This is a genomic window from Campylobacter concisus (assembly GCF_015679985.1).
Classification (GTDB): domain Bacteria; phylum Campylobacterota; class Campylobacteria; order Campylobacterales; family Campylobacteraceae; genus Campylobacter_A; species Campylobacter_A concisus_AC.
Genome location: NZ_CP049239.1, coordinates 838436 through 851901 on the forward strand (window position 1 = coordinate 838436; position 13466 = coordinate 851901).

At 36.8% G+C, this 13466-nt stretch carries 13 protein-coding genes; 11 read left to right on the forward strand and 2 right to left on the reverse strand.

Annotated elements, in window-relative coordinates; translation table 11 throughout:
* On the forward strand, positions 1-357 hold the full coding sequence (gene rplS / locus G5B98_RS04315) for a 50S ribosomal protein L19 (protein WP_021090978.1): 357 nt from the start codon (positions 1-3) through the stop codon (positions 355-357).
* A 186-nt stretch (positions 358-543) separates the two neighbouring features.
* Here the strand turns inward: rplS and G5B98_RS04320 are convergent, their stop codons facing one another.
* A complete protein-coding gene (locus G5B98_RS04320) occupies positions 544-1242 on the reverse strand; it encodes a CorA family divalent cation transporter (RefSeq protein ID WP_087577001.1) in 699 nt (232 codons plus the stop codon).
* Positions 1232-2362 (reverse strand): tRNA guanosine(34) transglycosylase Tgt, encoded by a 1131-nt coding sequence (tgt, locus tag G5B98_RS04325; RefSeq protein ID WP_196087289.1) that lies wholly within the window; start codon positions 2360-2362, stop codon positions 1232-1234. The genes G5B98_RS04320 and tgt overlap by 11 nt, the downstream gene beginning before the upstream one ends.
* 78 nt (positions 2363-2440) lie before the next feature.
* On the opposite strand from tgt, the gene G5B98_RS04330 reads away from it, so the two are divergent.
* From G5B98_RS04330 to mog, 10 genes are all read left to right on the forward strand, one after another.
* Positions 2441-3547 carry an MlaE family ABC transporter permease gene (locus tag G5B98_RS04330; protein ID WP_196087290.1) on the forward strand — a complete coding sequence of 369 codons (1107 nt, stop codon included), beginning with the start codon at positions 2441-2443 and terminating at the stop codon, positions 3545-3547.
* Positions 3544-4284 (forward strand): ABC transporter ATP-binding protein, encoded by a 741-nt coding sequence (locus G5B98_RS04335; RefSeq protein ID WP_196087291.1) that lies wholly within the window; start codon positions 3544-3546, stop codon positions 4282-4284. The genes G5B98_RS04330 and G5B98_RS04335 overlap by 4 nt, the downstream gene beginning before the upstream one ends.
* Positions 4285-5217, forward strand: a complete 933-nt coding sequence (locus G5B98_RS04340; protein ID WP_196087292.1) for an MlaD family protein — start codon at positions 4285-4287, stop codon at positions 5215-5217.
* Positions 5214-5774 carry an ABC-type transport auxiliary lipoprotein family protein gene (locus G5B98_RS04345; RefSeq protein ID WP_196087293.1) on the forward strand — a complete coding sequence of 187 codons (561 nt, stop codon included), beginning with the start codon at positions 5214-5216 and terminating at the stop codon, positions 5772-5774. Before G5B98_RS04340 ends, G5B98_RS04345 begins: the two co-directional genes overlap by 4 nt.
* Before the next feature lie 92 nt (positions 5775-5866).
* A complete protein-coding gene (locus G5B98_RS04350; RefSeq protein WP_103580342.1) occupies positions 5867-7285 on the forward strand; it encodes a COG3400 family protein in 1419 nt (472 codons plus the stop codon).
* Positions 7286-7287: 2 nt separating this feature from the next.
* Positions 7288-8325 (forward strand): 3-dehydroquinate synthase, encoded by a 1038-nt coding sequence (gene aroB / locus G5B98_RS04355; protein WP_196087294.1) that lies wholly within the window; start codon positions 7288-7290, stop codon positions 8323-8325.
* Positions 8322-9911, forward strand: a complete 1590-nt coding sequence (locus tag G5B98_RS04360; protein ID WP_196087295.1) for a mechanosensitive ion channel domain-containing protein — start codon at positions 8322-8324, stop codon at positions 9909-9911. The genes aroB and G5B98_RS04360 overlap by 4 nt, the downstream gene beginning before the upstream one ends.
* Complete coding sequence (gene mtaB, locus G5B98_RS04365) at positions 9911-11149, forward strand: tRNA (N(6)-L-threonylcarbamoyladenosine(37)-C(2))-methylthiotransferase MtaB (RefSeq protein WP_196087296.1); 1239 nt, start codon at positions 9911-9913, stop codon at positions 11147-11149. The genes G5B98_RS04360 and mtaB overlap by 1 nt, the downstream gene beginning before the upstream one ends.
* Positions 11136-12788 (forward strand): AAA family ATPase, encoded by a 1653-nt coding sequence (locus G5B98_RS04370; RefSeq protein ID WP_196087347.1) that lies wholly within the window; start codon positions 11136-11138, stop codon positions 12786-12788. The genes mtaB and G5B98_RS04370 overlap by 14 nt, the downstream gene beginning before the upstream one ends.
* A 10-nt stretch (positions 12789-12798) precedes the next feature.
* Complete coding sequence (mog, locus tag G5B98_RS04375; protein ID WP_196087297.1) at positions 12799-13338, forward strand: molybdopterin adenylyltransferase; 540 nt, start codon at positions 12799-12801, stop codon at positions 13336-13338.
* The last annotated feature ends 128 nt before the right edge of the window (positions 13339-13466 follow it).

Consider the following 13466-nt stretch of genomic DNA (forward strand, 5'->3'; position numbering starts at 1 on the left):
ATGAGAAATAAATACATTGAAGCATTTGAAAATGCTCAAATTGCTAGTAAAAATATTCCTGACTTCCGTGCAGGAGATACATTGCGTGTTGCTACTCGTATTCACGAAGGCGATAAAACTAGAATTCAAAATTTTGAAGGCATTTGTATAGCTAGACGTGGTAGCGGTACCGGTGAAACATTTATCATTAGAAAAATTGGTGCTAATAGTGTTGGCGTTGAGAGAATTTTTCCAATTTTTAGTGATTCTATCGAAGAGATAAAAGTTCTTAGAAAAGGTCGTGTTAGAAGAGCTAAATTATTCTATCTACGTGACCTTCGTGGTAAAGCTGCTAAAATCCGCGAACTTAGAAAATAATCTTACTATCTGTCCTGAAGTCTATTCAGGACTTTTAATCTTCTTTTTAAATTTAATTTTTTTAAATATTTTTTTGTTTTTAATATTAAAAAATCTATTTATTTTTATTGTTTTTACCGCTAGGCTATAAAAATTTAAAATATATACAAAGTTTCAGATACCTTATATACTAAATTTATTTATTTTCTACTTCTTCTTATTTGTATACCAAAATAAAAAAATAACACAACAAAGAATTACTCCAAGCATTATTGATACAACTATCATAGTAGCATTTTTAGTTTCATTAAATGGTAAGCCTTGTGTATTCATACCAAAAAAGCCAGTTATAAGATTTAATGGCAGCATTACAGCTGATATCATTGTCAAAATATAAATATTTTGATTGATTTTGTCGTTTTTTATACTTTGTATAAATGTATAAATATCATCGATTCTGCATGCATATTCATTGGCCATTGTTCTAAAAACATTTGCCTCATGAGTACTATTTTTAAGCTCTTTTTTTAAATTTTGTTGCTCACTTTGACAAATCGAAAGTGTCTCATAAAAGTGAGATATCTTGTTTTGAAATTTTCTAATCTCGTATTTTAAGAAGTGGTGTCTTTTGATAAATTTGTTAAAGTTTTTTCGACTAGCGTAAATTTTTTCATACTCGTTTAGTTCTTCTTGATGCTCTAAAATTTTATTTGCATATTCATTACATAGCTTTTTAAGGGCTGTTTCAAACTCGTTTTTATCACATTCGTGATCAAAGTCTTCTTTATAAATTTTGCCATTTTTAAATAAAAATTTATAGCTTTGTTTTTGCGTGAAAGAAACAAGCAAAATATAGTCGTATTCATCGCCATAAAAATATCCACAAACTGAACTTTTATAGCTCATTTTTTACCCTTTTAGCATAAAAATTTCTCTTAAATTTGGCAAATTCGCCTCTTTCTATTGCCTCTCTCATCTCTTTCATCAAATTTAGATAGTAGTGCAGGTTGTGAAGGCTTGCTAGCCTAAAAAATGTGAGCTCTCTTGCCTTAAAAAGGTGATTTAGATAGCCTCTGGGGTAGCGTTTGCAGGTATAGCACTGACACTGCGGGTCAATTGGCGCGTGGTCGTTTATAAATTTAGCTGATTTTATATTTATCTTGCCAAAGCTAGTAAAGAGCGTGCCGTTTCTTGCGTTTCTTGTTGGCATGACGCAGTCAAACATATCAACGCCTCGCTCCACGTTTTCTACGAGATCCTCTGGCGTGCCAACGCCCATTAGATAACGCGGTCTTAGCTCATCCATAAATGGCATAACCGCCTCAACAGTGTCATACATCGCCTCATTACTCTCGCCAACACTAAGACCTCCTATCGCAAGGCCATCAAATGGCAACTCATTTAAAGCTTCGGCGCAAAATTTACGCGCATCATAATCAGTACCTCCTTGAACGATGCCAAAGATGTTTTGCTCTAAGCCAACGCCTTTACTTTGCATAAATTTATGATAATCAATCGCCTCTTTTGCCCATTTTATCGTTCGCTTTATGCTTAGATCGATCCTCTTTGGCTCAGCAGGTAGGGCAACCAAATCATCAAGTATCATCATAATGTCGCTACCTAGATCGTATTGCGTATCAAGAACGGACTTTGGCGTAAAATAGTGCGTGCTGCCGTCGATGTGGCTTTTAAATTTTATCCCACCATCATCGTTTTTGGTGTTTGATCTAAGCGAGAATGCCTGAAACCCACCGCTATCTGTTAAAAATGAGCGCTCAAATTTAGAAAATCCATGAAGCCCGCCAAACTCGCGCACGACCTTGCTTCCGGGGCGCAGATACATGTGGTAGGTGTTCGCTAAGATTATCTTTGCGTCTAAAATTTCACTCATATCAAAGGCGTCTAAGCTTTTAACCGCACCAACCGTGCCAACTGGCATGAAAACTGGCGTTTGTATCACGCTATGGGCAGTTGTTAGGATACCACGCCTTGCGTTTCCATCTTTTTTTATAACTTCAAATTTCATTGTTATCCCTTATTTTCTGATTTTTTATTTTAACAAAATTTATAATATAATCTAGAAATTTTAAGGCAAAGGAACTTTTTGCAAAATAAAAATGATGTCATTTTTGTAGTGGCAAATGGCGCTCAGACTATAAAATTTATAGGTGAGTTTAGCTATAAAGACGCAAAAAATTTACAAAGCATTTTTAAAAAAATCCAAAAACTTAACGGCAATATTAAATTTGATTTTAGTGAGCTAAAGAGCATTGATTACGCTGTTTTGATACTTTTAAGAAATGCACTAAATGGTAAGAAATTTGAGATCATTACAAATGATGAGAAGATAAAGGCGATGGGTGATCTTTTAAATGATGAAAAGATTGATTTTAACTATATGCCGCCGCACAATAGTCTAAATTTCTTCTCACGACTCGGTGAAAAAATTTGTGAAGGTTTTGTGAATTTAGCTGAGTTTGGCACGTTCTTGGGCGAATTTTTAATAAAAAGCGTAAAAATTTTATTTAATCCAGCCAGTCTTAGATTTAGGGAATTTAGTAACTATATAAAAGATGGCGGCGTAAATGCCGTTTTTATCGTATCCCTCACCGCTTTTTTGATAGGTGTTGTGCTTGCCTATCTTGGCAGTGCGATGCTTGCAAGCTTTGGGGCAAGTATATTTATAGTAGAGATCATGGGTATGCTAACGCTTAGAGAGGTGGCCCCACTCATCGCTGCTATCGTCATCGCGGGTAGATCAGCCTCTAGTTTTACTGCTCAAATTGGCGCTATGAAGCTAACCGAAGAGATAGACGCGATGAAGACGATGGGCTTTGAGCCATTTAACTTCTTGGTGCTGCCACGCATCATTGCCATGGTACTTTGCGTGCCTGTCATTATCTTTATAGCTGACGCGATAAGTATCTTAGGGCAGATGATTATTTGCCAAACGATACTTGATATCAGCTTTAGCGACTATTTAAATAGATTTCGCGAGATGGTCGAGCTTAGGCACTTTGCTGTTGGTATGATAAAGGCTCCATTTTTTGGTGCGGTGATAGCGATCATTGGCTGCATGAGGGGATTTGGTGTTAGTCAAAACGCCCAAAGCCTTGGAGCAATGACAACAGTTAGCGTCGTAAATGCGATATTTTGGGTCATTGCGCTTGATGCATTTTTCGCGATAATTTTTATGTGGCTAAAGATATGAATGAAATAATAGTTGGAAAAAACATAACGACAAGTTATGGCGATAAGATAATGCACGATAATGTGAGCTGGAGCGTTAAAGAGGCTGAAATTTACGGCTTTTTAGGTGGCAGTGGCGCTGGTAAAACGACTCTTATGAAGACGATGATATATCTAAAAAAGCCAAGCGAGGGCGATATATTTTTTGATGGCGTCAATATGTGGAAAAGTAGTCAAGAGGAGCAGCAAGAGATCAAACTAAAAATTGGGACAATGTTTCAATTTGGCGCACTTTATAGCTCGATGACAATCCTTGATAATGTGGGTGTTTTGCTTCATGAGTACTCTAAATTTAACAAGCGCCAGATCGATGAGATAGCGATGTTTTGGATACAAAAGGTGGGGCTTAAAAAAGAGGTTTCAATGCTCTATCCAAGCGAGCTAAGTGGCGGTATGAAAAAGCGTGCTGCGCTAGCAAGAGCTTTGGTACTAAGCCCAAGGGTGCTATTTTTAGATGAGCCAAATAGTGGCCTCGATCCTGTTAGCTCACGCCAGATGGATGCACTCATAAAAGAGCTTCGTGATAGCATCGGCGTGACTGTTGTCATGGTGACTCATGATGCTGATAGTATTTTTGATATTTTGGATAGATTTTTGATAATAGATAACAAAAAAATAGCCTTTGAGGGAAATATAAAAGAGCTTGAATATCTTAAAAACAACCCACTTGAAGAGCTATTTAAAATGAGGAAAAAGTAGATGGAAAATAGAAATTCTTATACCATTGTTGGCATGTTTTTTATGGCTTGCCTTACAGCATTTGCGATATTTATCTGGTGGATGACTAGTAAAAATAATACAAAGGTTGATTTTAAAGAGTACTACATCCACACGACTGAGCTGCCAAGTGGATTAAAGGTCGATTCTACGGTTAAATTTATCGGTGTGCCAGCCGGAAGTGTTAGTGATATAAATTTTGTCGATAACAAAAATGCTCTTATAAACATCACAATGAAAATTAGAGAAGATCTGCCGATAAAGGCCGATAGCGTGGCAAGTATAGAAGTTCAGGCCATCAGCGGTGTGGCTAGTGTAAATATAAGCCGTGGCACAAAAGACTTTGCGTCAGGTCAAAAGCCTATCTTGCAGCTTGAAGAGAGCCTCTTTTCAAAGCTTGGAAATAACGCTGAAAACATCACCTTAAAGATAAATCAAACACTTGATAAAGTCGATAACTTTTTCTCGCCTGAAAATATCGCTCACGTAGAGTCAGTCCTTAAAAATATTGATAAATTTACACAAGTTTTAACAGATGAAGAGGGGCTAAGTGAGGTTGATAGTATCGTTAAAAATGTAAAAAATTTTACAGATACTTTAAACAAAACCGACACAAAAGAACTTGCTAAAAATTTAAATAGACTAATTTCAAATGCAAACCAAGTTTTTGTATCGGCAAATTCGGCTATCACCGGATATAATTCGCTGCAAGAGCTCATCGCTAAAAAGGCTAAAGACGGCGAATACGACCTTAGAAATACGGTTGGACCGTTATTAAGAGAAGCGAGTGATTTTTTGAATGGATTTGACAAGACACTTCGTGAATTTAGAGGTGCGCTTCAAAGGCTTGAAGATAATCCTTACGAGTTTTTCTTCACAAATCCAGTGCCAAACGACAAAGGAGATAAGAAATGAGAAATTTGATATGTATAGCGGCTACTTTTTTCTTTCTTGGCTGCTCGCTAAAGACGGACGTGCCAGTTGCAACGATGTATGAAATTCACTATTCAAATAAGGCTTGTTCAGCTGAAAATAAGCAAAAAGAGCTAAAAAATGTCTTCATCGAAAATGTAAGCGCTCTTGATATGGTCGATACTAGAAAAATTTTGATTGTGGCTGAGAATAATAAAATCAGATATCTAAGCGACGCTAAATTTGTATCTGAGCCAAGCGAAATGGTCTATAAATCGCTTGTAAAAGGGCTTTATTCAAACTGCGCTGCAAAGCCGATATTTTCGCCAAATGCAAAAGATCTTAGGCTAAAAGTTAGCATCATCTCACTTCAGATAAGAGGCGACAAGGCCGAAGTTTCACTAGCTTATGAGCTGTTTAATGCAAACACTTCGCTAAAATCTGGCATGATCACGAAAGAAATTCTTTGTCCAGATCCAAGCTCAAGTACTATTTTTGATACGATAAATAAGGCTACAAATTTAGCAATCGATACGCTAATCTCTGAAATAATCTCTTAAATTTTCTTGGCTGTAAATTTTAAATTTATAGCCAAAATAGCTTATTTTAAAGACCTTTTGTTATAATGTGAGCTTTAAAATACGGAGAATTGATGAAGAAAATTTTAATAATCGCAGATGGAACTTTCGCAAGAAATTTTTTAAACAGACTGCTTGAAACAAAATCAAATTTGCATCACTATATCGTTGTTTCAAGTGAGGATTACAGTCAAAAATCAAATTATGAAAATTTTACATTTTACCAGTTTGACCCAACTAGTCTTTCAAAGCTAAAAAGCGTAAGCGATGGCTATTTTAGTCAGTTTTGTATAGTTTGCGATGATAAAAATGAGGCAGTTGCTGTTTATGAAAATTTAAGACAGATCAGCACAAAGACCGAGACTGTTTTTATGAGCTCATGGGAGCTTGATGAAAAATGCAAAGAAATATTTGCAAGCGATAAACACTTAAGCGTGGTTGATATCAGAGATATTGCAGCATCAAGGCTTATGGACTATTTACCAGATCTGCCGGTTTTAGCCGATAATATCGGGCTTAGCGAGGGTGAGATCATGGAAGTTAAGGTGCCAATAGGTAGCTCTTATATGTATCGTCACATCAGCTCAGTAGCTCAAAAAAAATGGCGAATAGCTCTCATATATCGAGGCAGCGAGATCATCTTGCCAAAGCCAAATGTAATGATACAGCCAAGCGATATACTGCTAATCGTTGGTGATCCAAATGTGCTTCAAAATGTTTACCGCTCGATCAAGCGTGAAAGTGGACAGTTTCCAAGTCCATTTGGTAGCAATATCTATGTGCTGATCGACATGATCTCAATGGATAAAGAACGTGTTAGCAAGCTCATAAAGGATAGCTTGTATTTGCATTCAAAGCTAAATAATAAACGCCTTTTTTTTAGAGTGATAAATCCAACTTTAGGTGAAAATTTAGATACTTTAAAAGCAATAAAAGAGAAAAATATCATTGTTTTGATGGATTATTTTAATAGTGATAACAAATCTATAAAATATGATGTTTTAAAGCACGACATCGGCCTAATCTTAAGCGATGATAAATACTTTTTTAAATTTAAAAAGCTATTTTATGAGCTAAAACTTCCAGTGCTAAAAACGGGTAAAATTTTGCTCTCAAATATAAAAGAGGGCGTTATACTAGGCGATCAAAGTCAAGAAGTGGAGAATCAATCAGCCGTGATAACAGACTGCTGTGCACAGCTTGATTTGGAGATGAAATTTTACTATTTTGATAATAAGCATAGCGATGATGAGGCGTTAAGAGAGCATTTTGAGAGCATTAGCGCGCTATTTTCTAAGCGTATAAAGATAGAAAATCACAATCTTAAAAATCCACTTGTAAAACTAAAAAATACAAAAGATCTGCTTCATTTTGTGATGTTTACTAAAAGCGTGGCAAATGGTGGGGCATTTGCCTTTTTATCAACAAATTTAAATAGGCTTTATAAGAAGCTAAGCCAAAATGCACAGCTTTTTGTGCCAGTAAGTGAGTAAAAATGCAGATAAATTTAAATCTTAAAGAAAAAGCATCAAGCTATAAAATTTATATAAATGAGCTTGAGAGACTAGAGCTAAAAGGCAAGGTTGGCATCGTTACAAACGCTAAAGTAGCGGGGCTTCATCTTGAAAAGCTACTTAGTGTTTTGAAGTGTGATGAGAAATTTATCATAAGTGTGCCTGACGGCGAAGAGTATAAAAACCTTGAAACGGTAGAGCAAATTTTAGAGCATCTTTTTGTGAGTAAATTTGATCGCTCATCTACGCTAATCGCCTTTGGTGGTGGCGTCATAAGCGATATGACTGGCTTTGCGGCGAGCATCTATGAAAGAGGAATAAATTTCATAAATATCCCAACTACGCTTCTAGCGCAAGTTGATGCGAGTGTGGGCGGAAAGACTGGTGTGAATAATAAATTTGGCAAAAATTTAATAGGCTCTTTTTATCAGCCAAAGGCAGTTTTTTGCGATATAAATTTCTTAAAGACATTGCCAAAGAGAGAATTTGCAGCTGGCGTGGCTGAGGCTTTAAAGATGGCGATAACCTTTGATAAAGAGATGTTTGATTGGCTAAAAAGCGTAAATTTAGATGATGAAAACTTAGCTAAGCTGGTTGAAAAGTCGGTAATTTTAAAAGCAAAAGTGGTTGAACAAGATGAGAAAGAAAAAGGGCTAAGAGCCATCCTAAACTACGGACATACCTTTGCTCACGTTATAGAAAATGAGACAAATTATAAAGAATTTTTACATGGCGAAGCAGTGGCGATAGGTATGAATATGGCAAATCGCTTAAGCGTAAAACTAGGACTCATGAGCGAGGCAGAGACTGAAGAGATCAAGCAGGTTTTAGTAAAATTTGATCTTCCGGTAAGTTATAAAATACAAAACGAAAATGCATTTTATGAGGCATTTTTTATGGATAAAAAGACAAAAGATGATAAGATAAATTTCATCATTGCAGATAAAATCGGCAGTGCGATCATCAAAAATGACGTCAAAAAAGAAGACGTTTTAAAAATTTTAAGAGAATTTAAATGAAAAAGATCCTATTTTTAATACTTTTTTGCTTTACCCTTTATGCCGAAGAAAACGTTACGCTTGAGCAAAATGTCTCACAAAATTTACAAAATAACGAGCTTATTAAAGATATTTCAAATCTAGATAACTCCTTAAAAAACAATATCTGGATCACAAGGTATGCTAACTATAACACTTATCAAAGGCTTATTGATGAGCTTGAAAAAAATGAAAATGAACTAAAGAAACTGGACAAAAGCTCAAGAAGAGGCAGCGATATCATAAAGAGAATCCAAACTCTAAAAGAGCAGATAAATTTACTAAAAGAGTATGAAAAAACGCCATTTTCAAATATGCTAGCAGCCCCTGAAATGGATACTCCACCAAGGATAACAAGTCCTGTTGCACTTATATCTGGCTTTTCGTATATCAAAAAGATAAAGAGTGATAAGATCGAGTATCAAAGGCATATAAAAGAGCTTGATACGCTTTTGGAAAAGCTTGAAACAAAAGAAAATTTACTAAATAGACTAAATTTGATCGAAGAAAATGAGCAAAATAGGGAAAGCCTAAACTTGGTAAAACAAGAAATAGGCGACTTTAAAGCGGCAAAACAGATCGCTGATACAACTTATAATGTCTATGAAAAAAGGGCTGATGAGGCTATAAATTTAACCACCTCTGATATAAAAGCTCAGTTTTTAAGCATGGGTTATACAGCTATCATCATTCTTTTGACGATCGGGCTAACATTTATCGCTAAATTTATCGTTAAAAGAACGATTACTGATAATGAGAGATTTTACACGGTCAATAAATTTTTAAACGTTTTAAATATCACCGTTATCATCATAATCTTACTTTTTTCGTATATCGAAAACGTCACATATTTAGTAACCGTGCTAGGTTTTGCTTCGGCTGGTATCGCCATTGCAATGAAAGATATGTTTATGAGTATGCTTGGCTGGATGGTGATCATGTTTGGCGGCTCTATACATGTGGGTGACAGGATCAGAGTGCTTCATGATGGTAGCGAATTTGTGGGCGATGTGATCGATATCTCTTTACTTAGGCTGACTGTTTTTGAGGATGTTAGCTACTCTACTTATAAGACAAACCGCCGTGCAGGTAGAATTATCTTTGTGCCAAATAACTATATCTTTACCGATCTCATCGCAAACTATGCTCATTATGGCATGAAGACCGTTTGGGATGGTATAGATATCGTTATTAGCTTTGATAGTAATCATAAAAAAGCTGTGTATCTAGCAAGAAATGTCGTTAAAAAATACTCAAAAGGCTACACTGATATCGCAAAACGCCAGATGAATAAACTAAGAAGCCAATACAGTATCAAAAACCCAAACGTCGAGCCAAGAATTTATACATTTTTTGAGCCTTATGGTATAAATGTCTCATGCTGGTATATGGCAAATTCTTATGCGACTTTGGCTCTTAGAAGTACTATTAGCGCAGAGATAATAGAAGCATTTTTAGCTCAAGATGATATAAAGATCGCTTATCCAACACAAACCATGTTTATAGGTAAAAAAGAAAATCCAAGCGATCATACCGCTCATAGCGAGCAAGAGAGTGAAAATTCTTAATGCAAAAGATATTTTTTAAAACATTTGGATGTCGCACAAATATCTACGATACCGAGCTTTTAAAAAGCTACATCAAGGACTACGAGATCACAAACGACGAAGAGAGCGCAGATATCGTGGTCATAAACTCGTGCACTGTTACAAATTCTGCCGATAGCGGTGTCAGAAACTACATAAACGGCGTAAAAAGGCGTGGAGCGAAGGTAGTGCTGACTGGATGTGGCGCGGTTAGTAAGGGTAAAGAGCTATTTAATAGCGGTATATTTGGCGTACTTGGAGCTAGTAAAAAGAGCGATCTAAATGAGCTTTTAAAGCAAGAAAAGCCATTTTTTGAGCTTGGGAATTTAAACTCAGTTGATAAAAATATAGTTACAAATTACGAAAATCACACAAAGGCTTTTATAAAAATTCAAGAAGGCTGCAACTTTAGCTGCAGCTACTGCATCATCCCTTCGGTTCGCGGCAAGGCTAGAAGCATGGATGAGGCTATGATATTAAAAGAGGCAAGAATTTTAGCCCAAAACGGCTATAATGAGCTTGTCTTAACTGGCACAAATATAGGCAGTTACGGCAAAGATACAAATAGCTCTCTTGGTAAGCTTTTAGCAAACTTGGGTAAAATTTCTGGCATTAGACGCATTAGGCTTGGAAGTATCGAGCCAAGCCAGATAGATGAGAGCTTTAGAGAAATTTTAAAAGAAGAGTGGCTGGAGCGTCATCTGCACATCGCACTTCAGCACACGAGTCAGGCGATGCTAAAGATCATGCGAAGACGAAATAATGCATTTAGTGATTTGGAACTTTTTAATGAGCTTAGCTCTCTTGGCTTTGCCCTTGGCACGGACTATATCGTGGGTCATCCTGGTGAGAGTGAGGAAATTTGGGTAGAGGCTGTGGAAAATTTTAAGAAATTTCCTATCACACATCTGCACGCTTTTGTCTATTCGCCAAGGCGTGATACGCACTCAGCTACGCTAAAAAGCGATGTTAGCGGTGATGTGGCAAAAAGTAGGCTAAAAATTTTAGAAAGCATAGCTTTGCAAAATAATGAAAATTTTAGAAAAAAACATAACGGAGCTTTGAAAATTTTAGTCGAGCAAAAAAATGGTGAGTTTTACGAGGGCTTTGATCAGTTTTACAACAAAGCTAAAATTTTAAGCCAAAAAGATATAACAAAAGAGTGGGTGGAGGTAAGCGAATATGAAGTTAAGCCAGATGCCAATTATGCAAAAATTTAAATTTAATAAAAAAAATATCCTAATAATCGCAGCTATCGCATTAATCAGTGTGCTGTTATTTGCCGTTAGTAAAGAGCCACGAAATATCACATATTTGCAATATATGCAGCTAATGGATGGAAATTTTATAGACCGCGCTGTAATCGATGATGATGAAGTCGTGCTTTATGCACAAAACAATCGTTTTTCAATCATAAAAGAGGGCATCGATCTAAAAGAGCTTATTAAAAAAGTGCCTGTTGAAAAGACTAAGCAATATATCACTCCTGGCATGATCTGGGGATTTATCATCTTTGTCTGCTTTGTGCTTTGGTATGCTTATATCTTTAGAAGTATTAGGAAAAAAGAGGAGAGCTTGCTTAGCAAAAAAGAGGGTGTATTTGAGATAGAAAGCGTGCTAAATCAAAACACTATGCCAGTCATCTCAAATGTGAGATTTAGCGATGTGGCAGGCATTAGTGAGGTTAAAAGCGAGCTTAGCGAGATAGTTGATTTTCTAAAAAATCCACAAAAATATAGAAATTTTGGTATCAAAATGCCAAAAGGCGTGCTAATGATCGGCCCTCCAGGCGTTGGTAAGACGCTTGTGGCAAAGGCAGTTGCTGGCGAGGCAAATGTGCCATTTTTTTATCAAAACGGTGCAAGCTTTGTGCAAATTTATGTCGGCATGGGCGCAAAGAGAGTACGAGAGCTTTTTAGTAGAGCCAAGTCCTATGCGCCCTCAATCATCTTTATCGACGAGATAGACGCTGTTGGTAAGAGCAGGGGTGGGACTAGAAACGACGAGCGAGAAGCTACGCTAAATCAGCTACTAACCGAGATGGATGGCTTTGAAGATAACTCTGGTGTCATCGTCATAGCTGCTACAAATAGGATCGAGATGATCGATGAGGCGCTACTTAGATCAGGGCGTTTTGATAGGAGAATTTTTCTTTCTATGCCTGATTTTAACGACAGAGTGGCGATCTTAAACACATATCTAAAAGATAAAAACTGCGAAGTGGCGGCTGAGGATATCGCTAAAATGAGCGTTGGCTTTTCAGGTGCGGCACTCAGTACGCTTGTAAATGAAGCTGCGATAAATGCCCTAAGAAACGGCGAGAGTGTGCTTAAGATGAGGGACTTTGAGGCTGTTTTAAATAAGGTCTTGCTCGGCAAGAAAAAGGTGCTAAGCTATAGCGAAAACGAGAAGAAGATACAGGCCATCTATCAAGGAGCAAAGGCACTAAGTGCTTACTGGTTTGATGTGAAATTTGAAAAAATTTCTCTTATAGAAGATAGGTTTATGGCTACAGAGCAAGAGATCGAGTCAAAGTCGCAGATGATATCTCGTATCAAGGTGCTCATCGCTGGTATGTGCAAGCTTGAGATAGATGAAAATGACATCTTTTCAAACTCAAGTAGTGATCTAAATTTAGCCAAAGAGATCGCTTCAAAGATGGTTTATGAATATGGTATGGGAAGCTCTTTTGTGCCAAATCCAAACGATGTAGAAGAAATTTTAAAGCAAGCAAAAGAGGAGATCGCATCCTTTTTAAAAGGCACAAATGAGCAAATCGCAAAGATTAGCTCATATCTGCTAGCATACGAGAGCGTAGATAAAGAGACGCTGGCGAAAATTTTAAATGAAAACTATTAAAAGGTAAAAGATGAAAGCAAAGATAGGAATTTTAACATTATCAGATCGTGCAAGTGGTGGCATCTATGAAGATAAGTCTGGTCCAGCCATACGTGAAGTGCTTGATAGCTGGATAGTGAGCGAAAAAGAGTATTTTTGCGAAGTTATACCAGATGAGTTTGAGCTAATAAAAGAGAAGCTCATACACATGGTAGATGTGCTTGATTGCGATCTTGTGCTAACGACCGGTGGTACTGGACCAGCTCTTAGAGATGTTACCCCAGAGGCAACAGAGGCAGTTTGTGAGAAGATGATGCCAGGCTTTGGCGAGCTAATGAGAGCTGCGAGCTTAAAATACGTCCCAACAGCGATCCTGTCACGCCAAACAGCAGGCATAAGAGGCCACGCGCTCATCATAAATTTACCAGGACAGCCAAAGGCGATAAAAGAGTGCTTGGAGCCGGTATTTCCAGCGGTGCCATACTGTATCGATCTAATAGGTGGTGCATTTATAGAAACCGATGAAAGTGTGATGAAAGCCTTTCGTCCAAAATCAAAGAAAATTTCATAAATTTAGCTTGTTCTAGGGCTTACGCTAAAGGCTCTTGACTTGTTTTATTGATTATTAGAAATTTTATAAGTTATAGCTGATTTTTTACTTTTGTTGATCTTTACTTAAAAATTTTTATGTTCATAGAT

Bases quoted from the DNA above. Each gene is read 5' to 3' on its own strand.
- G5B98_RS04360 (WP_196087295.1), top strand. From the start codon at position 8,322: ATGAAAAAGATCCTATTTTTAATACTTTTTTGCTTTACCCTTTATGCC.
- mtaB (WP_196087296.1), top strand. From the start codon at position 9,911: ATGCAAAAGATATTTTTTAAAACATTTGGATGTCGCACAAATATCTAC.
- G5B98_RS04350 (WP_103580342.1), top strand. From the start codon at position 5,867: ATGAAGAAAATTTTAATAATCGCAGATGGAACTTTCGCAAGAAATTTT.
- G5B98_RS04345 (WP_196087293.1), top strand. From the start codon at position 5,214: ATGAGAAATTTGATATGTATAGCGGCTACTTTTTTCTTTCTTGGCTGC.
- G5B98_RS04340 (WP_196087292.1), top strand. From the start codon at position 4,285: ATGGAAAATAGAAATTCTTATACCATTGTTGGCATGTTTTTTATGGCT.
- G5B98_RS04370 (WP_196087347.1), top strand. From the start codon at position 11,136: ATGCAAAAATTTAAATTTAATAAAAAAAATATCCTAATAATCGCAGCT.
- tgt (WP_196087289.1), bottom strand. From the start codon at position 2,362: ATGAAATTTGAAGTTATAAAAAAAGATGGAAACGCAAGGCGTGGTATC.
- G5B98_RS04335 (WP_196087291.1), top strand. From the start codon at position 3,544: ATGAATGAAATAATAGTTGGAAAAAACATAACGACAAGTTATGGCGAT.
- rplS (WP_021090978.1), top strand. From the start codon at position 1: ATGAGAAATAAATACATTGAAGCATTTGAAAATGCTCAAATTGCTAGT.
- G5B98_RS04320 (WP_087577001.1), bottom strand. From the start codon at position 1,242: ATGAGCTATAAAAGTTCAGTTTGTGGATATTTTTATGGCGATGAATAC.
- mog (WP_196087297.1), top strand. From the start codon at position 12,799: ATGAAAGCAAAGATAGGAATTTTAACATTATCAGATCGTGCAAGTGGT.
- aroB (WP_196087294.1), top strand. From the start codon at position 7,288: ATGCAGATAAATTTAAATCTTAAAGAAAAAGCATCAAGCTATAAAATT.